Genomic DNA, 25,962 nt, shown 5'->3' on the forward strand with positions numbered 1-25,962 from the left:
CGATTTGACCTTCTGGCAACTGCTCTCGTTGTGGCCAGGTTAAAATCAAACACGTCCTCGCGGCCGCCGGTTATCTAACCAGCGCTGCGGTTTTCTTTGGTCGCGACTATCGCGATAAGAGCAACGTAGGTTTTCCGTGCAGGTCGTTAGTGGCCTTTGCGGTCTTTCCCGCTCGTTGAACGTCGTTCGTCAGGCGGTGCGCGCAAACGTTGCTTTTTTCTCGCCCGCACGACAATATCCAATGGTGAATGTGCTAGCCCACGGCTACCGCACTCCCGGGTGAAGCCGGAAGTTTTCACATGTAACAAGGGGAACGAGCACCGATCTATAACGCGCTTTGATCACGCAATTGCGACAAGACCGCTGGACGCAAGATCTATAGGAATTTCGCCATTCATGATGGCGACCAGAACCCGGGCCCGTCCCGTTGAATCTAGCCGATCAAGACGGCCTATCAACTCGGCAAAGGGCCCCGATAGAATTCGAACCGAAGATCCTGGCTTGAGGCCACCGCTGAAATCAAGCAGGCCATCCTTGCCACTCAAAGCAATGAACCGCTCGACCAAGCCAAGAGGGACCGGCGAAGGCCTATCCCCTTGCATGATCAAAGAGCGAACGCCGATAGTTCCGTTGACTGAGCGCCAGCGTTGCTGGTTAACGTCTAAGGCGACAAACATATACCCGGGGAAATATGCCGCGGCTCGAGTGGAAAGCTGCCGGGCGTGACGAACTGTTCGCTGCGCGCGCGGAACGAATGAAACAAATCCCTGTCTGAGTAGATGTTGCTCGGCTATGGCCTCTTTTCCTGGGAATACGCTGGCCACATACCAGCTGGCACCAATAGCGGGGACCGGCCGTTTCTGCGAAGCACTTTGCTTTGTGTTTGTCTGCTCAGATCGGATCAACATACTACTGTAAGCTCTCTTTTATGCGACAGGTCGTGGCTTTACGGCACGTCATACAGACTGGCAAGAACTGTTTCTTCTAAGAATTTTTTGGGATCTGGAAAGGTATAAAATACTTTTCGTTTCGGACAATGAGATAAGAGTTTTCTAATTTACCGTGGAGCCATTCTTGTGGATTGCCTTACTGTCTGCGCCATACTTATATGGGAGTCAATCTGTGCGTTGTGTCCTCTGGTATTGCAGAATTATGCAAGATGTGCGAACGGAGCGGCTTGTTGCGCGTCGGTGGGGAGCGATATGATGCTTGGGCGCTAAAAGCAAGGGTCGGCTGGTCCGTCTCGGCGGTACAATCGATTAAGTAATATGGACGTGAACAAATGGCACGCTGCCGGAGTGCGTAAGCCTAGGCCTTTGCCTTTGCGTTGTCTGGAGCAGTTAATCACGGACTGCTCTGCGGTACTCGATTGAATTATTTCAATCGTGTCACAATTTGGGGTGAAAGTCTTCAATTGTTGGACAATTTGGGACGCGATACAGCATAGATTGCACTAAATGGATGAGGTTATTAGAGGGGGTGCTTTGCGTGGTTGGAAACAATCCTATCTGTGTCACGTTTCTGTCAAGAATCTCTATTATGTGAGCTGTAATTCTGGCGCGCGTGACGCTTATTTAGCCGTCGGTGATGAGTTACGTCGGAGTGCTTGCTACTAAACAGATGCTATGCCGCTACCGTGATAGTTGCTGGTGGAGTACGTATTGGGTCTATCTTCGCCATAACACGGGTGGCTTGCTGCCATGTCACTGATGAGTATCTTATCTTATTGTTCGAAGCTCAGGAGCTGTCTGCATGTGCGGTATTATCGGAATTGTCGGCCAGCAGCAGGTCGCGCCGCTGATCGTCGACGCGCTGAAGCGCCTGGAATATCGCGGTTATGACTCGGCCGGCGTCGCCACCATCGAAAAGGGCGAGCTCGGCCGCCGCCGCGCCGAAGGCAAGCTGATCAACCTCGAGCGCCGGCTTGAGGAAGAGCCGCTCGACGGCACGATCGGCATCGGTCACACGCGCTGGGCCACCCACGGCGTGCCGAACGAAACCAATGCGCATCCGCATTTTTCCAACGGCGTCGCCATCGTTCACAACGGCATCATCGAGAATTTCGCCGAGTTGCGCGCCGATCTCACTCGTGACGGCTACAGCTTCTCGTCGCAAACCGACACCGAGGTCGTCGCGCATCTGGTGGCGCGCAAACTGGCGAAGGGACTGAAGCCGGTCGAGGCGGCGCACCAGGCGCTGAAGCGGCTCTCAGGCGCCTTCGCGCTGGCGATCATGTTCAAGGGCGACGAGGATCTCATCGTTGGCGCCCGCAACGGCCCGCCTCTGGCTGTTGGCCATGGCGACGGCGAGATGTTCCTCGGCTCGGACGCGATTGCGCTCGCGCCCTTCACCAATTCGATCACCTATCTGGAAGACGGCGACTGGGCGGTGGTGCGCCGCGACAGCGTGACCATCTACGACATCGACGGCAACGAGGTCGCGCGCAAGCGCCAGCAATCGCTGTCGACCAGCTTCATGGTCGACAAGGGCAATCGCCGGCATTTCATGGAAAAGGAAATCCATGAGCAGCCGGAGGTGATCTCGCACACGTTGGCGCATTATATCGATTTCGTCTCCGGCGTGTCGAAGCCGCTGGAACTGCCGTTCGACTTCGCCAAGATCGGCCGGCTGGCGATCTCCGCCTGCGGCACCGCCTATCTCGCCGGCCTGATCAGCAAATACTGGTTCGAGCGCTATGCGCGGCTGCCGGTCGACATCGATGTTGCTTCGGAATTCCGCTACCGTGAAATGCCGCTCTCGACTAGTGACGCGGCCTTCTTCATCTCGCAATCCGGCGAAACCGCCGACACGCTGGCCTCGCTGCGTTATTGCCGCAAGGCCGGCATGAAGATCGGCGCCGTCGTCAATGTGCGCGAATCGACCATGGCGCGCGAATCCGACGTCGTGCTGCCGACGCTTGCCGGGCCTGAAATCGGCGTCGCCTCGACCAAGGCCTTCACCTGCCAGTTATCGGTGCTGGCCTCGCTGGCATTGCGGGCGGGCGTAGCGCGCGGAACGATTTCGCGCGAGCAGGAAAAGCAATTGGTGCGCGAGCTTTCCGAGGCGCCGCGCTTTGCCAGCCAGGTGCTGAAGCTCGATGAGCACATCGAGCGCATCTCGCGCGAGCTTTCCCGTTACAAGGACGTGCTCTATCTCGGCCGCGACACCAACTTCCCGCTCGCCTTGGAAGGCGCGCTGAAGCTCAAGGAGCTCTCCTACATCCACGCCGAGGGCTATGCCAGCGGCGAGCTGAAGCACGGGCCGATCGCACTGATCGACGAGAACATGCCGGTTATCGTCATCGCGCCCTATGACCGGATATTCGAAAAGACCGTCTCGAACATGCAGGAAGTGGCGGCGCGCGGCGGCAAGATCATCCTGATCACCGACTGCAAGGGCGCGGCGCAGGCGAGCGTGAAGACCATGGAGACGATCATCCTGCCCGAGGTGCCCGAAATCGTCTCGCCGATCATCTATGCACTGCCGATCCAGATGCTCGCCTATTTCACCGCGGACTTCATGGGCTTGGACGTCGATCAGCCGCGTAACCTGGCGAAATCAGTGACCGTGGAATAGCAGGCCTTTCAACCCAGCGTTCGATGCAGTCGTCGTTCTAGCTGATGCAATCGTGCGCAATCAATGTGACCCCTGCCCCACACCGGGTTCGGCCCAAATTTGGGTCGGGCGGTCAGGTGAAGACCTTCGCAGGAGCAGAATGAAATCTCATCGAGACACCGAACAGGTTGCTTTTGTGGTCGCGCTGGTTGTCGTCCTTGTGCTCGCGCTGTTGCCGCTGCCTCGTCTAAAGGATTTTGGGATGGACATCGGCTTTCACTACGACAAGTTGAACCACTTCACGGTCATTCGCCGTCCTGATGTTCCTTGGAAGCCTCGGCTGGCCCGAGCGAAAGATAACGCTGATCATCTTCCTCACGTTGGTTGGTGCCGGAATCGAGGTTCTCCAAGGGCTGGCCTGGATAGCGCGTGACGTTGATGCGCTCGACTGGGTTGCTGATTGCGTCGGCGTCGCATGCGGCCTCGCCGCCGCGACGACGGTTTCGAAGGTCATACGCCTTCATAGATATCAGAGAGATATGCCGTCCCGCCTGATCGGAAGCGAACCACTTTCATCGCCAGTGCTCGACTCAATTTTCTCCGCGCGCTTGGACACGCCGAGATAGATCATCAACCCTACCGCGGCGAAATACCCTACCTGGAGAATGGTTGCGACGAATACCGCCCAACCTATCGTACGCCATATCGAATCTGTTGCATAATAAACCCAGCCCACGACCACCAGCAGGGTGAACGTTGCCCCGACAAGAAACCTTGGAAAATACATATCGACACCCCCAATGCCGCGATCTAGAGAGCCTTGCCCCTAAAGGAGCACACCCGCAACTCAGATACCCATGTTTCGCGTGAACTTGCAAGCAAACAGGATAGAGTTTAGTTGCTTTTCTCTCAAGCATTGACCTCGCGCTCTGACCTTGTCATGCATTTTTGTTCATATTTATAGTCTCATTAGATTGTATGAATTGACAGTCAAATCGATGCGCAGTTGAACGTGACTTTTCTGGACAGTAAACAGCTACCCGTGCCTTCGCAGTCTTGGCCATGGGTGTGCTGGAGTCCGTAATTTTTCAAACAAGGGATATCGCGGTGGGTATTGTTTGGCGCCTATCGCATCTCAAGTCCGGCTGCTATCGATAACCCACAATTCGCCGGCCGGAACCTTCGCTTGAATATACTGCTACGTTTACGAGCTTTTAAGAACGTTCCTGCGAAATGATTTACGCTGGATGCCCGTCCAGCCTGCACATCTTAAGCTCGGCGGGATTGTCTTCAGCCGAGCTTCTTTTTTGGACAATCGCTGTACAATATTACTGCGACCATGCGCCAAAGGGACGTTATGTGTGCGGTGCCGGTAAAGATGGCGGCGTTCACCGATCACGACGCAGGGCTTAGCTTCTTGGAAGCGCACATGCTCCCGCCAGCCAAGCGGTCAATCGTCGTTCGCCTTTTCCCTATTGGGCCACCAAATAATGTAGATTGGACCGAGCTTGACTACGGGCATCCGCCTCTGGCGTTCGCGAGCGCGCAGTTCACGATAATTCTTGACCTTCAAGGTGCCACCGGGAAACCTTATTCGAACAGCCACCGAAGAACTCCTAGCCTGGGAGTAAGCGAGGGCTAAACAGCGTGTCCAATTGTTAAAGTCAAGACTCAACTTCCAACGCAAGTTACACATACGAACAAGATTTTGTGAACTGGAACGAACTGCGAGGCTGCACGTCAGGAACGCATAACAGGCCTTTAGCCGGCGACGTTGTTGTGTAGGCTTGGTTTCTTGTTTGAGCACCTGGGGTTAGGCATAGATTTCTAGAATTCGGAAGCGTTACGCAAAGCATAAAGCGATGCGGGCATCACACGCTACCGTATGCGGCAGTAGGCATCCGCAAGCCAGTCTATGTCGGCGAACATTTGCTTCGTCGCCCGTCGACGGCACTCTGGCAGGTAAATCAGCCAGTCTCCCGCTGGGCGGGACAGCGGGGCTCCTCAGGGAGGCAGGGGGGCCGTAAGCCACGCGGGCGAGCTCGCATTTCGGTGCTGTCCCTTCTGCTTCGGTTGCATCTGCGAAATTCCCGCGTATCCTGTTTATGCGCATGTGAGCATAAGGTGGCGCCTAGCGCCTTGGATGGCCACCACACTAAGAACCACCGTCGGATGGCGACCGACAGGCTGATGTCACGGAACGCCACTCCTAGAAGGATGATCCTCTCATGGATTCCAATGCCATTATTGCGTCCCTGCCGGTTACAGGGGCCGACCGGGTTGTGTTGATCGACGCCGCCAATACCGCATTCGAGCGCGTTATCGAGCGGATCGAGCCAATCAATGAGAAACTGGCCCGAAGCCTCTGGGATGCCGGTGACTACATCGACAGTTGGCTGGCTACAGACCTCATCGATAAACTGCCGATGCCGCGCGACGAAGTTGCGTACTACGTCGATGTATTCCTGGCTCATCATGTCATCGGATTGGCAACCGAAGCGGATCGAGAGGCCGCTGAATCCCGGCCTTGAGCCTCGTCGCCTGCAACTGGGCCCGCCGGCGTTCTTGGCGGCAGCCCGATCAATACGGTGACCTTTACCGCCACCTCCTCAAGGGTGGAGGTAAGCCGGTTGATCTGCGATGCAGTTGCCGCCAGCTCCGGGCGCCGACCGCATCACCTCCGGCACCGCCCAGGTCATTGCCAACGGCACTAGCGGCTATGTGTCTCTCACCAACGGCGCTTCCACGTGGGGCTATCTCGGCGTCAGCCAGACCCTATTTGGGCGCCGCCAATTTCGGCGGCAACGTGGGCATAGGGACCATCACCCCCGCAGCACCGCTGGAAGTCTCCGGCACCGTTTCCGCCGCTGTCCTGCAGTTGGCCGATGGCCCTCCATCACCTGTGGCCCGTCCACCTACGGCACCGTAAAATTGTCAACGGCCGTCCCTATTACTGCCGTCAGTAGAAAAGTCTGGATGGGACTTGCCGCTTATTCTGTGAATAAGCGGTTCCTGCCTTGCCCGCCACGCCGCAGAAAAGTAAAGAAGCGCACTTGGCAGGCCGACGTTACTCCTTCCGTGGGTGTTTTATGCACAGTGGCGAAGAATTGAGAAAACAGCGGCGTCGACGCGTTCTCAAAGGAGCGTCGATTCTGACAGGTATTTCGAATTCCGAGGTCAAGTGCACTGTTCGAAACGTGCATTCCAAAGGCGCGGATCTGCAGGTGTCAATCGAAGCGCGCGTTCCGGATGAATTCCTTCTCTACATCCCGATTGACGGCATAGGCTATAAGTCAGTTGTTAAGTGGCGACGAGCAGACAAGCTCGGGGTAATGTTCATGGGTACGGAACCAAAGCCACATTGGCACTACGGTTAAGTATAAATCTTTAAGCCTACCTGAGACTCCATTTTCGCGCGGGCAGTACTGCGGGATCCTTTTGCCAGCTCGTAGCCTTGCAATCGCTCACGAAGGTGCGGTCCATGGCAGTTCCATTCGTTTCGGATTTTGGTATTGGTCGGCGCGAGAAAGCAGGTCGATGGAACGTTTCAAAGTCGAAGAGATGGACGGCTCAAGGACCGTCCGGAGCGTGTCAGTCGAGGCACAAACCCATGTTCACGCAGTGGTGAAGGCGATACCGCGACCGCTCAAGCCTGGTCGCGTACTCGGTAGGCCGTGGATACGCGTTACCGACTCCACTGGGACGTCCCGAGACTTTTCTAGCGGAGACTAAACCGACCCATGGCACTTCCCTCACTCGCGAGCAGCTTGATCGTGTTCCTGTTATGGTATGGAGTGCTTCCACGTGGAGAAATGGGAGGTAACGAATTGTTCGAAGATGGGGAATCCGGCCGAGCCGGAGACCAGACCTGTATGTTCTGGATCGTGGTCACCGTTTTCGCGATAGCATTCGCCACTTGGTGGACGGTGTAAGGCAGGCCGAAAAGCCTCGCCGGTGGCGACCGTAGCGCACCCTTAGCCACTGTATTTTCTGATTTTCTGGCCAATGCGTCGCGCTAAGCGCTCGAGATCCTCCATCTCCTCCAAGCCTAGCGCCGACAGTTCGGCCTGTTCGGCTTCGGTCGGGTCGCGCCGCACCGCATGGATGCGCCCGAACCCACCCATGTGAATGAACGTGTAGTCGAGGCTTATCTCCACCCATTTCCAACCGTGCATTCGCAACTCGTCGGCTACCGCCTCAAGCCGCTCGCTGGCAAGCTTCACCAGCAAGGGCCTGTCAGTCAGAAAGTCTGCCCATCCTCGGCGAACAGGTCGCGCAGTTTCAGCCCCATAGTCCGCCCATATTGCGGCATCTACCCGGTGTCTCTTTGTAGACGGCCGCGCTGCTCAGGTGAATCCAGCTGCGTCAGGCCGGAAAAGGCAGCCCATGCGGTTCTTGTGCTCTCGGCGTTGTAAGAAGACGTATCGATAACGGCGTCAAAACCGGGCACTTGTTGAGCGATCTGTGCGAGTTGGTCCGCATTGGTACGGTCCGCGGTCAATTGCTCCGCGCCTATTGTAACTTTGCTCCCACGATTGAGCACGCTCACGTGATATTCGTCGTGGAGTGCCGGAATCAAATGTCCCCCGACGAAACCCGAGCCGCCAATCACCAAAGCGCGCTTTGTCATTGCTCAAAACATCCTGATGTCATTGTTTGCGTTCTGCTCCAGATGGTCCGCAACACCGTTGAGGGCCGTTTAATAGAGCGGACCGCGGTCGCGCCGGCCCTGCGCCGCGCAGTAAGGCAGCAAGATCGCAATAGTAAAGGGACGTCACCCTATAAAGGCATCACACAACGCCGCCTGTCGTGAATCTGTCATAGAGCGCACCTACAGGCAATCTCAGGCGTCCCACAACTGACATTTCGGGGCAGCCAGTTGGGGTGTAAAAATGCAAGACAGCTGCCTGCTTGGTCGCTGCGCCTGTTGCCGTTGCGCGTTCCACTTCCCGCTGTACAACCGGCCGCGGCGAGGGACGAGAGCACGTGGTCCGCAGGCAGATGCATGACCAGATTTCAAAATCCGCATGAAGGGATTTCTCAAGAGGCCTTGGCAAGCCTGGTAGCCGAGGCGGTGCAACAGGCATTGATACAGCATGGTGTCCTGCTGGACGCCGAGGCACTCATTCCGGCCAGCGCGATTGCCGGGAGTCTGGGCGCCGCCCTGCTCTTCCTGCCGCAGGCACAGCGGCTTGCGATCGGCTCTTTCAAGGGCGACTTGACTGCGCTCGCCACCGAATTCTTCCGCACGATGGCAAACAAGATCGCGCACGGCCACACCGCCGGAGCGGACTGTGCTTCGGAAAAACCGGCGCCGACGGCCGGACCCGGCCAGCCTACGTTCCAACACATTGCCGAGGGAGCCGCAGAGCTCCAATCGATGGTGATCGAGGACTGGGCGGGCGAAGTTGCCGGATCGACCTATCTGGAAGAAAAGTTCCGCATCCCGCGCTCGACCCTGCATCGCTGGCAAAGGCGCAACGAGGTCATTGCCTTGCGCAAGGGCGGTCGCAAGCATGTCTTTCCGCTGGCCCAGTTCGTCGACGGCAGGCCGGCGCCGGGGCTCAGCGAGGTGCTGTCCCTGATTCCCAATCCAAGGCTGGCTTGGTTCTGGTTGGCCCGCCCTTCGCCCGGTCTCGATGGACGCACTCCCATTGAAATGCTCAAGCACGACATGGTGCATGAGGTCATGCTGGCCGCACGCGACTTTTCATCGGCAGGCAGTATCACCTTGCCGGTTTGACTTTCTGGTTTTCAAATAGATTAATCTGCAATTGTAATACATTATCATCTTATAAGTAATGTTCTTCTCTAGACAGTCCGGTTGCGAATCACTTTTGCGCTAGACTCACGTCTCGTTTGTGCCGCTTGTGCATTCTGTGCCGATTCCTGGCACATATTCGTGATATTTCTGCGACAATACTTCCCCAACAGTCAAAGAGCAGTGATCCAGTCTCAATCTCCGTTTGTGCACCGCAGCGAATTCGGCCATGTCGAGCGCGAAGAAGCGGCGCCAGCGCGCGACTTTTTCAACGATGAGGACGGGGTGGCAGGAGAGCCCAAGAGACCTGCCGACGCCTGTCTTGAACCTTTGACTGGAGATTCAAGAAAATGAACATCAAGAGCCTTCTTCTCGGCTCCGCTGCGGCCCTGATCGCAGTTTCGGGCGCCCGCGCCGCCGACGCGGTGACGGTCGCCGAGCCGGAACCGGCCGAATACGTCAAGATCTGCGACGTCTACGGCGCAGGTTACTTCTATATCCCGGGCACCGAAACCTGCCTGCGCATCGGCGGCTACGTCCGCTATGACGCCGGCGTCGGCGATATCGGCACGTTCGATGGCGCCAAGACCACCGACGTACAAGACGGCAGCGAGAACAGCACCTGGTTTAAGAACACCCGCTTCACGCTGAAGACCTGGACCGGCCAGGAAACCGAGCTCGGCACGTTGAAGACCTACACCGAGACGCGCTTTGATTTCGGTGTCAAAAACCTCGTCACCGCGGGCGGTGACGTCGACAGCAATCCTGCCGCCAACAAGGCCGTCGACCTGCATTTCGCCTGGATCCAGCTCGGCGGCTTGCGCGTCGGTAAGGATGAGACGCCCTATGACCAGTTCATCGGTTATGCCGGCAATGTCATTCAGGACACGATCATCCCGTACGGCATCAAGGACACCAACGTCGTCAGCTACTACTTCGACGCTGGCAGCGGCTTCTCGGGCGTCGTTTCGCTCGAAGAAGGCTCCGGCGTCACCGGCACCATCGACAGCTATGTTCCGCATGTCGTCGGCGGCTTGAAGTACAAGGGCGACTGGGGTGCGCTCACCGGCGTCGTCGCCTATGACAGCAATTACGAGGAAGTCGCCGGCAAGGTTCGGTTGGACGTCAACGTCTCCAAGGAACTATCCCTGTTCGTCATGGGCGGCTACGGCACCGACAAAAACCTTCGCGATGATGCCCACAACGCAATCGACGCTCACGGCCGCGGCTTCTACAAGCCGTGGGGCGGCAACTGGGCTGTCTGGGGTGGCGGCACCTACAAGTTCAACGACAAGACGGCGTTCAACATCCAGGCTTCGGCTGATGATGACAAGAACGTCGCTCTTGCGGCGAACGTCGCCTATACCATCGTCCCGGGATTCACGGTCACGACCGAAGTCGACTGGGATCACTTCGGCCACTTCGACGACGGCACTCCGTTCGGCAACTTCACCAAGGCAGACAAGAAGAACAGCGTTGGCGGCATCGTCCGTTTCCAGCGCTCGTTCTGATCCAGCCCAGCCCCGCCCGATCAGAACGGAAAGGCCCGCGACGTCGTCGCGGGCCTTTTGTTTCTGCCGAGAGCTGCCGTACCGGGGGGAATGTGCCCCCTCGTAAGAAGCAGCGCTCAGCAGGCTAGGAGGGGGCGAAGTGACCCGAGCTACGAAGCTTCGCTAGCAGGACCCTGGCTGTTCCGAGGTGGTCAACTCTCGCTTGCTCACTTAGCGGCGACGCATACCAAGCAGCCAAGTCGGCCACCAAAAGGGCGGTGTCTCCGTTGATCGAGGCGCATCTCAGTTGTCCGCTCTTGTCCAACACGATTATCGCTGTGCCGGTTTCGGCATATCCAATCGCAGCCATCCGCTGAACGCAGATATCGCCGTCGATACGTACGTCGAAGAGAACCGTTCCTGCGGTTTTCTCCGCGGCGTCAGCCACGCGATCACCGAACGGTTGGTGCACGCCCTCGCGATCGCCGAGTGACTGCTCAAACAACGCCAATTCTACATGCGCCGCCACCATGCCTGCGAGGGTGCGCGTCGGCTGGCGCAATCGGCAATAGGCCAAGGCTCGTTATCCACACCCCAGCCGCCGTCCCGCAGCCGCTGCGACGTCGCAGTCGCGCTGTTCGCCGGCGCTCCGTTCGCGTGTCCGCCTCGTGCTCACGCCCTTTGCTGCTACTCGCCGGACTTTTCCCGGGTGTCTCTTTGCCTTCGCCAGCTAAAGTAGCCGAAGTTAAATTTCGAGCGTTTCGGCTTGCCGGAAATTAGGGGCTCCGCGGATAAACCCGCCTGGCTTTTTGGATGCTGCAAGGAAGACTGATGCGGGGACGTGGATTAATTAGAGCGTTGCGCCAGGACGACGCTCGACAGGTGCGCGCGCGCATTGCCGAACTGGAGCGCGACCTCATGACGACCACACCTTTGGGACGCCATCGACGTTTCGAAGCCGGTCATGAACTTCGCAGGGCGAAGTTCCGCCTGGAAAAGCTCGAGGAATGCGTCAGCCAAATACCGGAGAGTTCTGGGCGCTAGCAGAGGCTTCACCGCTCTCGGCCCGAGCCACCGGGCGCACATTTCACCATCAACCGGCAAAGAATTCGTGCCGATTCCTATGGGCTCTTTTGCGGCCAGTCTTTGAAAAGTCCCGTAGTCAAGAGCCACACCAGCCGATCGAGATGGCTGCGAACCGCGTCGCGGGCGCGAACTGGACTCCTCCCACGATCAATGCCCAATATTTCAGCCATTTCTTCTACGCTGGCTTCTTCGATCCACGCTTGCAAGAGCCACAAAAAAATGGGCTGATGCTCTCTATCATAAGCAGTTATGTGGTCCGCCCAGGACATGGGTGGAAACAGCAGAAGCTTTATTAGGCATTTGCGATCTATACTCCGTCATATCTCGCTTTGCATAATCAAGACCCCGCCTTAGACGCCCCTAGCCTACCGCCAATTGAGGCAATTTCAACATCCTTTCGCTCTATACCAGCCAAGGGGTCGGCTTGCGATGCACGCGCTTTGCCGCCAAACGAAAGTTCGTTTTTGCCCTTGCGTCATACAGAAATGCCAAATATCCGGCTTGATCAGGAAAAATCTAGATGGCATAGGTTGGGCGCATATCGTCTCTTTGACGGATATGAGAATGTGGTGATTGAAGGAGCACGTCGATGCCCGGGGAACCAAACAATAATATGATTGAACTTACTGCCGATATCGTTGCCGCCTATGTCCAAAAGAACGCGATTCCAGTGTCCGGATTGCCGGATTTGATCGCGAGCGTGAATTCGGCGTTGTCGAATATTAGCCCGCCATCTCCAATAGCAGAACCCCCGCCCAAGCCAGCAGTTAACCCCAAAAGGTCGGTGTTTCCGGACTATATTATCAGCCTGGAAGATGGCAGGAAATACAAGTCGCTTAAGCGCCATCTTGCGACCAGTCATGGGCTGACACCTGATCAATACCGGGAGAGATGGGGTCTGCCGAAAGACTATCCCATGGTTGCACCGAGTTATTCGGCGACCCGTTCCGCTTTGGCAAAGGAGCTAGGCTTGGGCAGGAAGGCAGCTCCCGCCAAGAAACCCGCTGCGAAACGCAAGGCAAAGTCCTGAGGCGTGGCCGTCGAGGAGCTTTTTGGCAAGCCAAGAAATGACCAAGATCAGATCGGCGCCGATGTATTGGATCGCGGCGATTTTACGTTTTGGGATGTGGCCCAGCCGGAAGAAGCGGTCAAGGCCGCACTCGACCTGTATGGGCCGAACGCGGCCAGTGCTGCAGCTCACTGCGCCTTGACGGCCCGCTTCGACGGTCGCGACCGCGACTACCGCTTTTGGTCTGAAGTTTTCTCGAAGCTGAATGACGGTAAATCTCCAGGCACTCAGCTTGCTAGTTAGTTGGCGGCATTAAGAAGGCCGCCAAACGGTTATCGCCCGACACTCAACGCCATCCCGAAGGATGGCGTTGAGTACCGTGACGAACGTTACACCTGGATGCGGCCGAGGCGGTACGCCGAGCCGCTCGCGTTAAGACAGGAGAGGCTGACGTTGCCGACCTCCGGACGGTTCCTCTAGTCAGCCGTATGAAAGGGGGATCAAAGTGAAGGCATTTGATAGAGCCTAGGAAATCAGGCGTAGCAGGCGTCGAAACAGAAGCGCAATTGCCAACCGCCACAATTTGCGAAAGCATGGATGATGGCGATGTCCTAAGGGAGCATCGCGTTTTTGGCTATCTTCGAATTTAGGGAGCCCTTTAGGTTCCCAACCGGGCTGTCCAAATTTTGCGGTTGAAATTTACTTTTTCCGAATTGTTCGGTGCTAGGGGACCGACCAACACGCAGCTGACTACTCTACCGCGGGGGAGTGAAAGAGTGACGCAGCGTTCGTCCGCAAGGCTCGGCGACCTTTTGGCTGGAGACCTGCGCGCTTTTGGCGGGCCCTCGACGATCGAACCCCTTGCGGGCCGCATCAGGGCGGAGCAGGTCAGTATCGTGCTTCGCAACACGCTTCTTGGCATGGGTGCGAACATACTCAATGCGGCCACTTTTGTTATGGCGGTTTGGGGCTCGGCCGACCAAACGAAAGCCATCGTCTGGGCGAGTGTAATCATCGTCGCCGCTGGTTTCGTCGGACTAAGAGCGCGATCATCCTTTCAGTCGGTCAAACCAAGGTCGGTGTCTCGCCGGACAACGCAAAACCTGGTGCGCAACGCCTTCTTGTTCGGCACTTGGTGGGGCGCACTTCCCGTTCTGTTCTTCGGTGGGGCAACAAGCGCAGCCCAGGTCGTCATTACGTGCCTGAGCGCGGGGATGATCGCGGGCGGCGCCGCTTCCTTTTACACGATTCCTATTGCGGCCATCGCCTATACGCTACCGATCTTCGTCGGTTCAGCGGTCGCGATTGTGTGGGTGGAAGACACGGTCAACCTGCCCGTCGCAATCCTGATAGTGAGTTACGCCACCACGCTGTTTCGTGCGGTGCTTGCTCACGCGTCTCAATTTACCCAACGCGTCATTCTGCAAGCGGAAAGCGAACATGCCATTCGCAGGGATGTTCTGACCAGTTTGCCAAACCGTTTCAGCTTCAACGAGCGGCTGGAGAACGCGTTGGTGGACGCAAAGCAGTTTGACCAGCATTTTGCGTTGCTTTTGTTCGACCTTAATAATTTCAACGAGATCAACGATCACTTTGGCCGAGCAATGTCGGATGCCCTGTTGGTCGAGGTGGCAGCGCGACTTCGCAAATCGACGCGGGAGAGCGATGACATTGCCAGGTTGGAGGGCGGCGAATTTGCAATAATCGCTGCCCGCGATATCAGGCCAGATCAAATCAGGTCCTTGGCCAAACAGATCATAGATGCCATGCGCGCCCCTTTCTTGATCGAAGGACGCGAAATATATTGCAGGGCCTCTCTCGGCATCGCTTTGGCCCCCACTGACGGTTTGGATGCCAACCAACTCCTGCGGTGCGTCGACACCGCGCTACACAGGGCCAAGACGCTGGGGGCGGGCTCCCTCCAGTTTTTCAGCGCAAATGACGATGAGGCTGCTGCAAGGCGCCATGTCCTTGAACGCGATCTGGCATCTGCGCTCGTAAACGACCAGCTTTGGCTCGCATTTCAACCCTTTCTCGACCTCGGGAGCGATCGCATCCGAGGTTTTGAAGCGCTTCTGCGCTGGCAGCATCCGACCCTTGGCGCGATTCCTCCGTCGGAGTTCATTCCTATCGCTGAAGAAACGGGATTGATTCACGGCATCGGACATTGGGCCGCTAAGACGGCTTGCTTGGCCGCGGCACAATGGCCGTGCGACTTGCGGGTCTCCGTCAATTTGTCGGCAGTGCAGCTTAAGGACAAGGCCTTGCTGGATGGAATTGTAATGGCCTTGGCTGAAGCCGGTTTGGAGCCCCGAAGACTGGAGGTCGAGATCACGGAATCGGTGCTGATTTCCGATTTTGAAGACGCTATTTCATTGTTACAATCGTTGAGTTTTCTATCCATCACAGTTGCCCTTGACGATTTTGGCACTGGCTTTTCATCCCTCACGTATCTTCGTAAATTGCCTCTTTCGCGGCTCAAGATCGACCGATCTTTTGTCCAGGATATGCTCACCGATGCGGACTGCGCCGCGATTGTAAGATCGCTGATTGAACTGGCGCACGAGCTTCGAATTGAGGTAACGGCCGAAGGCGTAGAAACTCCCGAACAACTCGACTATCTGCGTCGAGTCAGATGTGATGAAGCTCAAGGCTATTTAATCGGAAAACCTGTCCGGATAGGCGACATTCCTGGCATTGCCGCGGGTCAGGAGGTCAGGAGTTCCGGAGGTCAGTAGTTGAGTCGCAGGACCGGCACTTTGGAGGCGATAGTCTGGTTGTCCCGTATCCTAACGGCCGCCTTGCTCAGGTAAGCTGCAGGCTGCAAGGCTAGTGCAAGCACTGGGAGTAGCCTATGATGAAGCATATAAGATCGAGGTGATCACGTAAGGTCGAGCGGCGCCGAAGCTGGGCTCGGTAGGGAGGGAGCGGCCGGTCGCAGCGACGTTGAGGGCCGAGGCCAGTGTTTGGAGATCGCGCGATCACTTTGCTGCTTTCCAAATGAACGCCGAGGTTTTCAGCCGCCCACTTTTCGTGAAGCGCGCAGCCTGCGTCGTGCAAGATATTGCAAGTCTTGCGGAAGCTATCGATTTCCTCAATGAATGGCCACAAGATCGCAGAGACTTGATCCCACGAAGCCGCTCTCAGAGCCTGCACTGACGATAGAGAACAGAAAGCCTGCGCGCGAACAGATCGAGGTCATGCTGACACGCGGTTACGCCATGATGCCGCTCGGCGACCATTGCCTACGACACCGGTCCTGACGGATCGAGCCTCGACGACGAAGTGAACCATCTTCAAACGGAATTACTCAACGTTGCCGAGATCTACCGGTGTTCGGTCGAAACCGACATTCGCGAGGTCGGCGGTCAACGATCATGGCGATCGCCCGCACCCTGCGTTGCGTGTTTTCACGCGGCCACCGTCGGCGGCATCGGTGCCAAGGTCAGAACAGAAGTTCGCTGATTGTTTCCCAGCAACATACGCACCGGGCCATGATGTAAGTCTGGTGGGGGTTCCAAGCGCCGATTTTGCCGGTTAAGGGTTTGCAGGGGCGCGAACAACCGGATGAACGAACGGGATGATGCTGGAAAAACTGCGGGCCTGTTGGGGGTTTACCCCGACCGTCGATAGGAACGTCGCCTTGGTCGAAGGCTTTCTGAAGGGCAAGCGCTTCGCTGACCTGGCGCAGGAACATGACTTGTCGACATCGAGGGTGCGCCAAATCATCGAGAGGGCCGATCGGCTCGTGGGCGGGTGTGGCAGCTTGCCCCCCCAAAGCACGTTGGTGTCATCCACGCGCGCGCGCGGTGGGACGCCCGCGCGGCAAGCGCGCCCCAGCTTCTTCTCCGGATCGATATGCGGGACGATGCTGGCCACCTCGCACCGCCCGCGCCGCGTCCGGGTGGCGGCTCGTGGACGACCGCAAAATGGCTCCCGCGCACAGGTCTCCTAGATCTGCGTGGCGGCGCCTTCTGAAATGTTTCGGCATCACTGCCCGCCACTGGTGCATGCGGCCGGCCCGCCTAGGGTTCATTGTGGCCATGGTTCTTGCCTCAACGTGCCTGCGCCATTCCGCCGATTGTCGGCGACCCGCAAGCCGGGGTATATGCCCGGCAGGGGTGTACTTATGTTTGAACGGATACTGCCTTTTTTCCTGGGGCTGGCTTTGCTGTTGGGCAGCGGCTGCGCACGCAGCGATGATGGTACGGTGATTATTCCAAGACCGCTGGATGCTAGGCGATTCTTTGACAAAGAGCCGCCTCGCCTGCAACAGCCACAAATCGAAGCCAGCGTGTTTCCGGTAGCGCCACAGGAGCCGGAAAGGTTCGAACCGCGCCGTACGGCAACTCACAAGACATCAAGGAGACGCATGTCGCGGGTCGCTAGTCCTCCGCTCTCCTCTTCCGGGCCGCACAAGCCGCTTGTCTGCAAGAACGTCAGCGCGTCCGGCAAGCGGTACCGTATGGTTTGCGAATAGCCACTTGGTTGACCACCGTTCTACCCTCGGAGCGTCGCGTCGCCTTTCCGGAGCCTATTGCCGGCGAGCCCTTCTCGCGAAACGCTTGGCTACCGATCAGAACAGTTTTTGGAAGAAGAGTCCGCGCTCTGTCGCGATCGCAACTGCATGCGTCAAGCTTTTGGCGCCCAGCTTGGCCCGTGCCAGATCAAGATGAAATCGAACTGTGCGAGGGGACAGAGACAATATCTCCGCGGTCCTCTTGACCTTCTCTCCCCTCGCGTACCACTTCAGACATTCGATCTCTCTATCAGAGCAGGCCGTCTGATGGAGGGGCCTTCCTTGGATTCGACTGATAGCATTGTGAAATTCGCCGGCGAGAGGCTGGAAGTCCCGAAGCTGGGATTTGAGAAACGCCTGCCACCCTGCTGCGTCCTCGTTGCTCGTTACGCTCAGAATGCCGCGTTCGCCGTCAGCACCCCTAACCGGGATCGTGACGCCATGCTTTCCGACCCCATGTTCCCTCGCTTCACCGAAGAACGTGCGTACGGACTTGTCTGATAGGTCGATCTCCTTCCAATCGACCAATGTCACAGCACGCAGCCCATGGAGAAGCACAGGATCGATGTCGAAAAACCTCTTGTCGATGTAGCGTTTCACCCAGTCAGGCGAATATGTGGTCACATAGAATGGCTGACTCGGCTCCTCGTAAACCGGCCTGACGGTAAGGAAGGCGGCCGTCTCTAAGCCGTAGGCTTTGACAATTGTGTTCAAAAGCTCCGTTGCGTCCGTAGGAGAGGCAACTGCCCTAATTCGCTCAGTTATGCCATGAAAATCAGACACAGATTGCGCCATCTCCAGCCATACCTCCTTGTCATCGACGTGCCGCTATCCAAGCCATTCCGGCGGTCATCTAATTAGGTTGTTCCACGCGAAATTCCAGCGTCTCACGACGTGTCAAAAGTGACAGGCGAAACCGCCAGTATACATAGGTTGCAACCCGCATTATTCCAGATTGGATGACCACAACCCGGCGTGGAGGAAACGCCTTGGATACGATTGTACTTTCGTCAAACGATGTGGCTCGGCAGACTAACTCCACACGTGCCAACCGCCGTGCATCACATCAGCGTTCCGCAACGGACGACCACGAAATTTGCCGTCTCTGCTCGGAGCTGGAACAATTAGACGCTGATCGGGAAGCTCTTTTTGCTTTCTTCCCTCCGCCTGCGTCGGGCAACCCTGCGCAGAGCAGGCAGTTTTTCACAAAGCTGAACTCGATTACGGCTCGCTATTTCGCACTCGAACAGCGGCTTCGAAAGGCTCGCAGCGACATCAGGCAAGGCCCCCCACGAAGCCGCTGAGTTCGTCCAGTCGGATGCCGCTGCAACAGCCTAGGCTGACCGCCCGCGCCCAGCTCGACACCGTGAATCCGACCCCGGCGCATCCGGCGCCGGACCCGGGCTAGACCGCCTCCCCACCGTCCGGATTTTGAGCCTGAGACACTTGCACAGCGATTTGTGAGATAGTTTACTGATCCAATGAATCTAGAGAGAAGTCAGTCATGGGAACCAGCGGCCAACTTTTGCTTCCTGGAAATGTCGGTCGGGAAACGCGCCAGGTCGGCAACACAGTCAAGCTCAGTGTCGCCACCAACCGGTCATGGCTCGACGAGGAGGGCCAAAGAAAATCAGTCAGCGATTGGATGACGGCCACCTTCTTCGAGGGAAAGATGGCCGATTTCGTGCCGCGCCAGATTCACAAAGGCGACAAGGTGCTCGTCCAGGCGCGCGTGTCGGAAAGCATGCATCAGAAGGACGGCGTCATCCACTCCACCACGGACGTGATCGCCGAAGACATCGATCTGTTCGCTCACGCCAGCCCGAGACCCGATCAGTGAAGCCGGCGCGTGAAACCATTGGCGCTGCCCTTGCGATCGCGGCGACATCTTGCGGCCTCGCCCTGACAATGCCGCCAGTCGCCCCAGCGCAGGTCCCCACGTTGGACACCGCCACGGCGCTCGACGTCTATACCCCGGGCGACCACGAAGCGAGCAATCCGATGCGCGTCGTGGTCCTGTCGCCCACGACGTTCCAGGATGTCGAAACCAACCAAAAGTACCGGCTCTACGGCGTTGACGCCTGCGACCTGGGCCAGACCGCGAGGCTTGGAAAGCAGACATGGCCATGTGGCGTTGTCGCCGTGGCATGGCTCGTGAACGCCACCTTGAATAAATGGGTTGTCTGCTTGCCGGTCCGGAAAGACGCAGCTGTCATCGTCGCGCGTTGCGCAACCGGCGAAATGGCCGACGTCGCAGGCGAAATGCTGAAAGCCGGCATAGCCATCACCCTCCCCGACGATCCCGATCGTCGCATCCCCATCTACGCCCAGCTCGAGCGTGAGGCTCGCGAATCCTATCGCGGTATTTGGGCCAGCACCTTCCAGATGCCTTGGCTGTACCGGAAATCCTCGCCAAATCCATGACCCCGGAGCACGACATGCGTTCCTTTTGCCATATGCTTCCCGTCGTCGCATCCGCGGCGTTGCTCGCCGGCTGCGCCGGGCGTTCGCCGGATGCTTCACATTCTGTCTTCGCCAGCCCCGTTGCGGTCACAGACCCCTATTGGAAGCCGGGTTGGGTCAGCCGCAGCAGGCAGGAGTATGCCCCCGACTGGGGCCGCTTCCCGCCGATCGTGACCCGGCTCACCGGTTACCCAACAGAAGCCCAGGCGAACAACGCTTTGCGCCGCTCGCGTTGGAGCTCCGTGCCTGTGCGGTCGCTCACGAAGGTAGGCATAGAGACGATCTCCGTCCCTGCAGAAGCCCCGGACATGATTGCTGCAGGCGTCCGCGTCTTTGCCTGCCGGCCAGGAGCGCTCAACGGCTATTCCGGCCGCGTGCAATATTACAACGGTCCCGTCGTCGCCTGCGCTTGCGACCTCCTGTCGGACGATGGCCGCGTGCTGGCCCGAGTACCCCTCAATTTCTACTACTGGCGGAAGGCTTGGCGCGTCCAAGACCCAAGACCGTCCTACAAGTCCGTGCCGTGGGCTTATTAGGAACCCTCGCCCCCAAAGAGCAAGGGTTGGTTCGGCGACCGCTATTAAGCGGCGCCGTCACACTCCAATGAGTCGAGCCGAACATACAGCGGAACGATCCCTGTCGCAAAACCAAGGCTTTCGCGACTGGCTTCTGCGACGCTACGGATGTGTCGTCACGCAGCTTGCCGATTTACTACCACGTCTCTCTCGCTGTCGACCGATAAAATTCAAGCAGCTACACGCAATTCAGCATTGCCGGTCCTGCTCTTCTGGTTGGTGCTCGCTTCGCACGAACACATCCAGCACTTGCGCTATATCGACCCCTGATGAGGATGCATTGCGTACCATCCCCCTCGATATCGCCGGCCGCATGGCTCCAATGACGCAGCATGCCTCGACGAGCGCTGCCACGGCATTGCCGTCGTTCTCCGTCAATAGCTGCTCGGCCAGCGCTCTCACTCCTCGCGGAATCTGATCGACATCTTCACCACCGAGCGACCATCGACGATTTTCTTCCGTCACGGCGACACCTCCCGTACTGTTCGATTTGACCATTGGCGGCCGAGCTGGCGGAGCGGATTTCCCATCACCGCTGTCAGCATATGAGACAGCCCGATCGCGCTTGCGATCGAGAGCGTTGCGGTCGCCGGGGCGCCCAGGAGTTGGCCAAGGGACCACTTGAACAGCGCCAGCACCGGCAGATGGATCAGATAGAGGGCATAGGAGATGCCTCCCAAGCGACGCAGCATCCGCCCAGGCCAGGCCACGGAACCGCCCCGCAAGGTCGCCCTTGCCACGATCCACCCGCACATCAACGCCAGCACGGCAGTCGCCACGCCATGCGTCGCCGGCGGCAATATCGCCAACATGAAGGCCGCGATCGACATCCAGAACGCCGCTTCCATGTTGCCGATCACCCGCAGGTGTTCCGCCAGACGGGGCCATGCGGTTGTCCCCATGATTGCGCCGATCGCCAAACCGACCGCGATTGCATCGATGCGAAACGTCCAAAGCGTCCCGCCCCATGGTCGGAGCGTGAACGCCCCGACCACGAGGACGAGCCCGGCCAGCGCGACAAGCGCACGCCGCGGTAGCATCAACACCAGGAGCGGAGCCAGCAGATAGAATTGCACCTCGCCGGCAACCGACCAGAATGGCGCGAACGCAAAGGCGTTCCCGCATCCTGCGGCGCCCCCGAAACAGGGCGCCCAATGCACATTCGAGATGAACGCGAAGGCCGCCTTCGCGTCTTCAGGCTCAATGCCGCTTCCCGGGAGGAGCAACCCGATCGAGAGGATGGTGCCGACGAACCAGGCCAGCGGCACGATCCGCATGGCACGCCTGACATAGAAGGCCGAGGTCGCTTCGAGCGCTCCGCGCTCGTGCCGCAAGCTTCGTAATGAGCGTTCCACCACCAGGCCGGAAATCACGAAGAACAAGTCGACCCCGACGCTCCACGCCGGCGCAAACAGCAGAGCGGCGGCCGTCCCGCCTTCTGCGAAGACCGGTCCGACATGCGACAACACCACCAGCCCGATCGCCAGACCTCGCAATTCATCCAACCCCGATAGGCGAGCTTCTTGTTCCATCCAAATATCACGCTCGACAATCACCAATCTATTGATTTAATCATAGGGTATAAAAGCGAGGCAAGGAATGCACGAACGCCTGACATTTGTCGCAGTCGCGGCTACCCTTACCTTGGCGCCCCACGCTTCGGCTCAGTCGCTCACGCATGATCCGAACGCCTGGCGGGCCGTCGCCTACGCCGATCTCGAACTCCCGAACTCGGAAGCTGTGCCCTACGCCTCGCTGTGGGCCGACCGGCTGAAGGAGAACAACGAAGCCTACGCGGCCAAAGGCGATACGCGGTTTGCGGTCGCCAACGCGCCGGCTTCCGAGAGTCACATCGTGGTGCGCAGCCCGACGAAAACCGTCGTACTCTCGGTCCTGCACACGCTTACCGGCTGCTCGCCGATCCGCAAGGATCCCGTCGGCAAGGCCACGCTGAAACGATGCCCCATGCGTCTGGCGATCTATCAGAATGGCCGATCCACAGTCGCTGACGCTGGCCCCGGCTGTTTCATCGAATATGGCGCGCAACCGAACAACGTCCGCCCCGACCTCGCTCGGAATGGTGCGATGGGTGCATATGATGTTCAGGCCAAAACCATTCGCGCTGGCGTCGTATTCCAAGGTGAAATCGCCCCGGAATGCCAATTCCGGGTCCCTGTCCCACAACCCTAGGGTAAGCCGCGATGCCCGATGTGTTTCCGGCAACCTCGATATTCGGAAGGAGCGCAACCATGATCGACATAGAAAACCTGACCTTATTCAGTACACCAGCCTGCCACCGGCCATCGCCCGCGGATCAACGCTTCCCTGACGGTGCGCGATGCGCGGCCTTGACCGCGGTTTCTGGCGGCGGCCACGGCAGGATGGTGTTCAGGTGGTTTAGCATGTCCAGCCCGACAGTCTTCACGACTTTAGCCGTCTTGATCTCGCCGGCAATCGCGCAAGCGCTTGATCCGCTCAAGGCTCCGCAGGGATCATATGTAGAGTCTAAATACACATGTGCCGATCTCGATCAAGGCGTCGGCGCTCTCGAACTTGCCGAGTTCGACGGCGACGCAATCACCGTCGGCGCAAGCACCTGCAAGATAGCAGGCACCCGTCATGGAGACGATGCGTTCCAAGCCTCATGTACAGAGCGTGGCAGCAACTCCCCGGTCATCACGCCGATGAAGATTACGCGCCCATCCAGCGACGCGCTCTCCATCAATGGCACCATCTATAATTTCTGTCCGGGGAAGTAAGATGCTGCGTCCCCTGTCGATACTCCTCTCCGCGCTCCTGGTCGTCGGACAAGCGCGTGTTGCGCAAGCGAATTCCTTTGACCAGGATGCAAATTCTTGCGACCTCAATGACAAGACGCCCTTGCTTTCCCTTTGCAAGAAGGGAGCGGGTCTGCCGAGCTATCCGTCCACGCAAGAGATGATGGAGCGCAACCCGAACATCGCAAATATGATTGTAGACGCCGCCACCAGGTATGGCGTTGATCCTAAGCTCGCTCTTGCCGTGTCCGCTCACGAAGGCGCGATGTCAGCATGTGCCGGCTCCTTCAGTGGCGTTCTTGGACCGATGCAGCTTACGGGGGCGACCGGTCGCGCCTACGGAATGGATCGGGGCATCTTGTCCGAAAACATTGAAGGCGGCGTAATGACGCTTCGCGATGCTGTCAAATCATGCGGCGGCACGTCAGGTATTCGCTGCCTCGCCGATCGTTACAACGGCAGCACTGAAAGCCAGCGCCGTAACTGGACGAACGACGTAAACCGCCGCTATGCCGGCCTCAATTCGGCCGGCCAATCCATTCCTCAGGGATGCGGCGCGCAAGCGGTCTGCCAAATGGGACCAGGCGACTTTCCGACGCCTAACGGTGGTGACACAAAACTCGCTTCATCCGCTCCCGGTCCCGCCGGCAGCGACATCAACGTTGCCTCTGGTCAGGTGTGACCCCGTCTCCCTTATCTGAGGCCACGCCGTCGGGGCGCAGCCTTCAATGGGAGAGATTTCGCGACGAGAGCTTGCCGAATCCCCGTTTCAGATGACTCGCCAGTTCCTGGCGCACATCATCAGGCCATTGCTCCATCGCAACGCAATTCACTTCGGCCGCAACCAGCGACCAGTACAGCAGATCCGCGTGTCGTCCTTCGAACAGGGCCGCCACGATGAACTGTCCAATCACCAACGTGATCGTCTCGGGCTTGCCTTTCTTCCGCAGAAATTCCGAAACCTCTTCCACCCATGGTTTCGGGTGGCAATCGACGAACGCTGCCGCTTCCCTATAGAGCGCATTGTCTCCTGCGACTTGCCAGAGATTCGCTTGCATCGTGATCCCTTCAGCAAAAAATGATGCCATTGCATCGACGCTGGCGGATTTTCTGATGCCTGTCAAAGAAATATAAAATAGATTTGCTACCTATCGTAGCAAATAAATCTACGCCCGTTGTTTAGCATCTTCTACTTTTCTCGTATGCTACTGGCTTTTGCTGCGTCCCTTTTTGGCCGGAGGCAGCCGCTTCTTCTCGGAGGTTGCCCCAGCGGGGCTGGCTGCCTCTTTCAAAGTAGGTACACCGCTGAACTCCGTCATCGAGCGCTTCACAGCACGCGTGGCCTCAATATGCCGTGCAATCTCGTTGAAGTTGAAGCCGAACGTTTCGATGTCCCGCTTCACACCGTCATCGTCACCAGTCCGACCAATGAGCGTCCACACCGGCACTTTCAGGTGCCGTGCCAGCCGCTCCAGGGTGACGAATGTCGGGTTCCCCTTCCCCGCCCGCAACTGGTAGAGCGTGCCCCGCGATAGCCCCGTAGCGTCGGCGAAACTGGCATAGTCCGGGTACTCGTTTTCGATTTGGCGAAGTCGCAGCGCGAGCAGGATCGAAAGCCAACCATCGCTGTCTTCTGTCTTGTTTTTAAATATCGGCACAGTTGCACTCCCGCTTATCGGTCGGAATATGACCGCTATTTCTTGTAAAATGTCTAGTGGTTAACCTGGTAGTTCGAAACGATGACACATTGCCCTATTAAAGTGTCGCGGCATCGTCCCCTTACCTCCCCCACATTGAGGGCGTATGGCTTTGGCCGCCGCTAAATCATTCCAGGGCACGATAGCATTTCGATCTTCATGCCCCTGCTAAAAATGAATAATTAAATGATCCAGTTGGATGGCCTGGTTCATCCGAGTTATGAATTTGTCGTATAACACCTCATCGGGAGTGACAACCCTGATCTCTGCCCCTGCGAAGCAGGCCCTGCAATCGTTACCCCATACCATTTCGAATAAGGGAAACCTCGACGCCGCAACGTCGGTGTCTCAAGAGCCTGCATGACCTCCCGCAACATAAACATGTAGGTGGCGACGTGCAAATTCGCGCTTCGCACTGCCGATACGCTCAAACGGGTCGCTAGGCCTTGTCCCGCGGAGTCGGCGAAAATCCAATCTCTATCCCTGTTCGAGTTGGAAACGGCGCCGGGCAATACGCCGAGCCGATATCGTCAAAAGCGGCACCGTGCCTCATTCATCGAAAAACGCTTGATCCACGAGGAGCCCATCCTACCTCCGTTGATCATTATAATGATTGTCGATCTGTGATATTATAATGATCGACATCGCAACAGAAGGCTCTTTGTCATGCTAATGAGGTTCGCGTTCGCAATTTTCGCTGGCGGAGTGCTCGCTTTCTTCGCCCTGCCCGATCAGGAAGCCGGCCTTCGCATGCTCAGCTTTTCCACGGCTTTCTTGATCCTGTGCCTCGCCACCGTCAGCGTCATCGCGTTTCTGACGCACAAACTAGGACGCTATCGTCTTCCCTCCTCTTTACAGCTGTCGCGCTGTGATGACGATCTTCCTTTACATGACGCTGCAAAGCCCGATCGCTCCGCTTGGTCGACATCCGGCGTCAACCCCAAGGATCCGAACCTCATCTGGCAGTATCGCCTCAACGATCGGCGCCTTGGCCGCTTCGAACTCTAACAGTCCCAACCGCGCCAGGAAC

General features: G+C 57.8%; 26 protein-coding genes. 15 read left to right on the forward strand and 11 right to left on the reverse strand.

Annotation, left to right across the window (positions count from 1 at the left end; all coding sequences use genetic code 11):
* Positions 1-341 precede the first annotated feature (341 nt).
* On the reverse strand, positions 342-908 hold the full coding sequence (gene nusG, locus JG746_RS37965) for a transcription termination/antitermination protein NusG (RefSeq protein WP_446721229.1): 567 nt from the start codon (positions 906-908) through the stop codon (positions 342-344).
* 844 nt (positions 909-1,752) lie between these two features.
* Here nusG and glmS point away from each other — a divergent pair.
* Complete coding sequence (gene glmS / locus JG746_RS35155) at positions 1,753-3,576, forward strand: glutamine--fructose-6-phosphate transaminase (isomerizing) (protein WP_199202104.1); 1,824 nt, start codon at positions 1,753-1,755, stop codon at positions 3,574-3,576.
* 284 nt (positions 3,577-3,860) lie between these two features.
* On the opposite strand, the gene JG746_RS35160 is transcribed toward glmS, so the two are convergent.
* Complete coding sequence (locus JG746_RS35160; RefSeq protein WP_199202105.1) at positions 3,861-4,079, reverse strand: hypothetical protein; 219 nt, start codon at positions 4,077-4,079, stop codon at positions 3,861-3,863.
* A gap of 5 nt (positions 4,080-4,084) precedes the next feature.
* The gene (locus JG746_RS35165; protein ID WP_199202106.1) at positions 4,085-4,342 is read right to left on the reverse strand and encodes a hypothetical protein; all 258 of its coding nucleotides are present in this window, start codon (positions 4,340-4,342) and stop codon (positions 4,085-4,087) included.
* A gap of 1,441 nt (positions 4,343-5,783) precedes the next feature.
* On the opposite strand from JG746_RS35165, the gene JG746_RS35170 reads away from it, so the two are divergent.
* Together JG746_RS35170 and JG746_RS37445 are read left to right on the forward strand one after the other, a co-directional pair.
* Positions 5,784-6,086, forward strand: coding sequence for a hypothetical protein (locus tag JG746_RS35170; protein WP_199202107.1), 303 nt, complete (start codon positions 5,784-5,786; stop codon positions 6,084-6,086).
* Between the two features lie 558 nt (positions 6,087-6,644).
* Positions 6,645-6,932 carry a PilZ domain-containing protein gene (locus JG746_RS37445; protein WP_244731042.1) on the forward strand — a complete coding sequence of 96 codons (288 nt, stop codon included), beginning with the start codon at positions 6,645-6,647 and terminating at the stop codon, positions 6,930-6,932.
* A gap of 597 nt (positions 6,933-7,529) precedes the next feature.
* On the opposite strand, the gene JG746_RS35175 is transcribed toward JG746_RS37445, so the two are convergent.
* Positions 7,530-7,784, reverse strand: coding sequence for a hypothetical protein (locus JG746_RS35175; RefSeq protein ID WP_199202108.1), 255 nt, complete (start codon positions 7,782-7,784; stop codon positions 7,530-7,532).
* An 83-nt stretch (positions 7,785-7,867) separates the two neighbouring features.
* Positions 7,868-8,185: an NAD-dependent epimerase/dehydratase family protein gene (locus tag JG746_RS35180; RefSeq protein WP_199202109.1), complete on the reverse strand. Its 318-nt coding sequence runs from the start codon at positions 8,183-8,185 to the stop codon at positions 7,868-7,870.
* Positions 8,186-8,629: 444 nt separating this feature from the next.
* On the opposite strand from JG746_RS35180, the gene JG746_RS35185 reads away from it, so the two are divergent.
* A complete protein-coding gene (locus JG746_RS35185) occupies positions 8,630-9,298 on the forward strand; it encodes an antitoxin Xre/MbcA/ParS-like domain-containing protein (RefSeq protein ID WP_342216571.1) in 669 nt (222 codons plus the stop codon).
* Positions 9,299-9,666: 368 nt separating this feature from the next.
* A complete protein-coding gene (locus tag JG746_RS35190; RefSeq protein WP_199202111.1) occupies positions 9,667-10,827 on the forward strand; it encodes a porin in 1,161 nt (386 codons plus the stop codon).
* Between the two features lie 124 nt (positions 10,828-10,951).
* On the opposite strand, the gene JG746_RS37970 is transcribed toward JG746_RS35190, so the two are convergent.
* Positions 10,952-11,338, reverse strand: a complete 387-nt coding sequence (locus JG746_RS37970) for a hypothetical protein (protein WP_199202112.1) — start codon at positions 11,336-11,338, stop codon at positions 10,952-10,954.
* Positions 11,339-12,481: 1,143 nt separating this feature from the next.
* Between JG746_RS37970 and JG746_RS35200 the strand changes: the two genes are divergently transcribed.
* The 3 genes from JG746_RS35200 to JG746_RS35210 all read left to right on the forward strand — a co-directional run bounded on the left by JG746_RS35200 (position 12,482) and on the right by JG746_RS35210 (position 15,639).
* Positions 12,482-12,922 (forward strand): MucR family transcriptional regulator, encoded by a 441-nt coding sequence (locus JG746_RS35200; RefSeq protein ID WP_199202114.1) that lies wholly within the window; start codon positions 12,482-12,484, stop codon positions 12,920-12,922.
* A gap of 3 nt (positions 12,923-12,925) precedes the next feature.
* The gene (locus JG746_RS35205; protein ID WP_199202115.1) at positions 12,926-13,204 is read left to right on the forward strand and encodes a hypothetical protein; all 279 of its coding nucleotides are present in this window, start codon (positions 12,926-12,928) and stop codon (positions 13,202-13,204) included.
* Between the two features lie 473 nt (positions 13,205-13,677).
* Positions 13,678-15,639 (forward strand): putative bifunctional diguanylate cyclase/phosphodiesterase, encoded by a 1,962-nt coding sequence (locus JG746_RS35210; protein ID WP_199202116.1) that lies wholly within the window; start codon positions 13,678-13,680, stop codon positions 15,637-15,639.
* A gap of 1,838 nt (positions 15,640-17,477) precedes the next feature.
* Here JG746_RS35210 and JG746_RS35220 read toward each other — a convergent pair.
* Positions 17,478-18,215 carry a helix-turn-helix transcriptional regulator gene (locus tag JG746_RS35220; RefSeq protein WP_199202118.1) on the reverse strand — a complete coding sequence of 246 codons (738 nt, stop codon included), beginning with the start codon at positions 18,213-18,215 and terminating at the stop codon, positions 17,478-17,480.
* 709 nt (positions 18,216-18,924) lie between these two features.
* On the opposite strand from JG746_RS35220, the gene JG746_RS35225 reads away from it, so the two are divergent.
* From JG746_RS35225 to JG746_RS37450, 3 genes are all read left to right on the forward strand, one after another.
* A complete protein-coding gene (locus JG746_RS35225) occupies positions 18,925-19,260 on the forward strand; it encodes a single-stranded DNA-binding protein (RefSeq protein ID WP_199202119.1) in 336 nt (111 codons plus the stop codon).
* 101 nt (positions 19,261-19,361) lie between these two features.
* The gene (locus JG746_RS35230) at positions 19,362-19,844 is read left to right on the forward strand and encodes a thermonuclease family protein (protein WP_244731003.1); all 483 of its coding nucleotides are present in this window, start codon (positions 19,362-19,364) and stop codon (positions 19,842-19,844) included.
* A 347-nt stretch (positions 19,845-20,191) separates the two neighbouring features.
* Entirely contained in the window at positions 20,192-20,419 is a 228-nt protein-coding gene (locus JG746_RS37450; protein WP_244731005.1) for a hypothetical protein, read from the forward strand.
* Between the two features lie 228 nt (positions 20,420-20,647).
* Here the strand turns inward: JG746_RS37450 and JG746_RS35240 are convergent, their stop codons facing one another.
* Both JG746_RS35240 and JG746_RS35245 read right to left on the reverse strand, forming a co-directional pair.
* Positions 20,648-20,923, reverse strand: a complete 276-nt coding sequence (locus JG746_RS35240) for a hypothetical protein (RefSeq protein WP_199202122.1) — start codon at positions 20,921-20,923, stop codon at positions 20,648-20,650.
* Positions 20,920-21,990 (reverse strand): acyltransferase family protein, encoded by a 1,071-nt coding sequence (locus JG746_RS35245; RefSeq protein WP_199202123.1) that lies wholly within the window; start codon positions 21,988-21,990, stop codon positions 20,920-20,922. The genes JG746_RS35240 and JG746_RS35245 overlap by 4 nt, the downstream gene beginning before the upstream one ends.
* A 67-nt stretch (positions 21,991-22,057) precedes the next feature.
* Between JG746_RS35245 and JG746_RS35250 the strand changes: the two genes are divergently transcribed.
* The 3 genes from JG746_RS35250 to JG746_RS35260 are packed head-to-tail and all read left to right on the forward strand — an operon-like array spanning position 22,058 to position 23,917.
* Complete coding sequence (locus JG746_RS35250; RefSeq protein ID WP_199202124.1) at positions 22,058-22,648, forward strand: hypothetical protein; 591 nt, start codon at positions 22,058-22,060, stop codon at positions 22,646-22,648.
* A gap of 59 nt (positions 22,649-22,707) precedes the next feature.
* Positions 22,708-23,217: a hypothetical protein gene (locus JG746_RS35255; protein WP_202359572.1), complete on the forward strand. Its 510-nt coding sequence runs from the start codon at positions 22,708-22,710 to the stop codon at positions 23,215-23,217.
* Position 23,218: 1 nt separating this feature from the next.
* Positions 23,219-23,917 carry a transglycosylase SLT domain-containing protein gene (locus JG746_RS35260; protein WP_199202126.1) on the forward strand — a complete coding sequence of 233 codons (699 nt, stop codon included), beginning with the start codon at positions 23,219-23,221 and terminating at the stop codon, positions 23,915-23,917.
* A gap of 43 nt (positions 23,918-23,960) precedes the next feature.
* Here JG746_RS35260 and JG746_RS35265 read toward each other — a convergent pair whose 3' ends face one another.
* Positions 23,961-24,323: a hypothetical protein gene (locus JG746_RS35265; protein ID WP_244731007.1), complete on the reverse strand. Its 363-nt coding sequence runs from the start codon at positions 24,321-24,323 to the stop codon at positions 23,961-23,963.
* Positions 24,324-24,440: 117 nt separating this feature from the next.
* Complete coding sequence (locus JG746_RS35270) at positions 24,441-24,893, reverse strand: helix-turn-helix domain-containing protein (RefSeq protein WP_199202127.1); 453 nt, start codon at positions 24,891-24,893, stop codon at positions 24,441-24,443.
* 789 nt (positions 24,894-25,682) lie between these two features.
* Here JG746_RS35270 and JG746_RS35275 point away from each other — a divergent pair.
* Positions 25,683-25,940 carry a hypothetical protein gene (locus tag JG746_RS35275; protein ID WP_244731009.1) on the forward strand — a complete coding sequence of 86 codons (258 nt, stop codon included), beginning with the start codon at positions 25,683-25,685 and terminating at the stop codon, positions 25,938-25,940.
* Positions 25,941-25,962: the final 22 nt, after the last annotated feature.

Origin of the sequence: Mesorhizobium sp. 113-3-3, assembly GCF_016756495.1 — a bacterium.
Lineage (GTDB): Bacteria > Pseudomonadota > Alphaproteobacteria > Rhizobiales > Rhizobiaceae > Mesorhizobium.

What these genes read in the sequence shown, in the direction of transcription:
- nusG (WP_446721229.1), bottom strand. Translation starts at nt 908, where the DNA reads ATGTTGATCCGATCTGAGCAGACAAACACAAAGCAAAGTGCTTCGCAG.
- glmS (WP_199202104.1), top strand. Translation starts at nt 1,753, where the DNA reads ATGTGCGGTATTATCGGAATTGTCGGCCAGCAGCAGGTCGCGCCGCTG.
- JG746_RS35160 (WP_199202105.1), bottom strand. Translation starts at nt 4,079, where the DNA reads ATGAAGGCGTATGACCTTCGAAACCGTCGTCGCGGCGGCGAGGCCGCA.
- JG746_RS35165 (WP_199202106.1), bottom strand. Translation starts at nt 4,342, where the DNA reads ATGTATTTTCCAAGGTTTCTTGTCGGGGCAACGTTCACCCTGCTGGTG.
- JG746_RS35170 (WP_199202107.1), top strand. Translation starts at nt 5,784, where the DNA reads ATGGATTCCAATGCCATTATTGCGTCCCTGCCGGTTACAGGGGCCGAC.
- JG746_RS37445 (WP_244731042.1), top strand. Translation starts at nt 6,645, where the DNA reads ATGCACAGTGGCGAAGAATTGAGAAAACAGCGGCGTCGACGCGTTCTC.
- JG746_RS35180 (WP_199202109.1), bottom strand. Translation starts at nt 8,185, where the DNA reads ATGACAAAGCGCGCTTTGGTGATTGGCGGCTCGGGTTTCGTCGGGGGA.
- JG746_RS35190 (WP_199202111.1), top strand. Translation starts at nt 9,667, where the DNA reads ATGAACATCAAGAGCCTTCTTCTCGGCTCCGCTGCGGCCCTGATCGCA.
- JG746_RS37970 (WP_199202112.1), bottom strand. Translation starts at nt 11,338, where the DNA reads ATGGTGGCGGCGCATGTAGAATTGGCGTTGTTTGAGCAGTCACTCGGC.
- JG746_RS35200 (WP_199202114.1), top strand. Translation starts at nt 12,482, where the DNA reads ATGCCCGGGGAACCAAACAATAATATGATTGAACTTACTGCCGATATC.
- JG746_RS35220 (WP_199202118.1), bottom strand. Translation starts at nt 18,215, where the DNA reads ATGGCGCAATCTGTGTCTGATTTTCATGGCATAACTGAGCGAATTAGG.
- JG746_RS35225 (WP_199202119.1), top strand. Translation starts at nt 18,925, where the DNA reads ATGGGAACCAGCGGCCAACTTTTGCTTCCTGGAAATGTCGGTCGGGAA.
- JG746_RS37450 (WP_244731005.1), top strand. Translation starts at nt 20,192, where the DNA reads ATGATTGCTGCAGGCGTCCGCGTCTTTGCCTGCCGGCCAGGAGCGCTC.
- JG746_RS35245 (WP_199202123.1), bottom strand. Translation starts at nt 21,990, where the DNA reads ATGGAACAAGAAGCTCGCCTATCGGGGTTGGATGAATTGCGAGGTCTG.
- JG746_RS35250 (WP_199202124.1), top strand. Translation starts at nt 22,058, where the DNA reads ATGCACGAACGCCTGACATTTGTCGCAGTCGCGGCTACCCTTACCTTG.
- JG746_RS35255 (WP_202359572.1), top strand. Translation starts at nt 22,708, where the DNA reads ATGATCGACATAGAAAACCTGACCTTATTCAGTACACCAGCCTGCCAC.
- JG746_RS35260 (WP_199202126.1), top strand. Translation starts at nt 23,219, where the DNA reads ATGCTGCGTCCCCTGTCGATACTCCTCTCCGCGCTCCTGGTCGTCGGA.
- JG746_RS35265 (WP_244731007.1), bottom strand. Translation starts at nt 24,323, where the DNA reads ATGGCATCATTTTTTGCTGAAGGGATCACGATGCAAGCGAATCTCTGG.
- JG746_RS35275 (WP_244731009.1), top strand. Translation starts at nt 25,683, where the DNA reads ATGCTCAGCTTTTCCACGGCTTTCTTGATCCTGTGCCTCGCCACCGTC.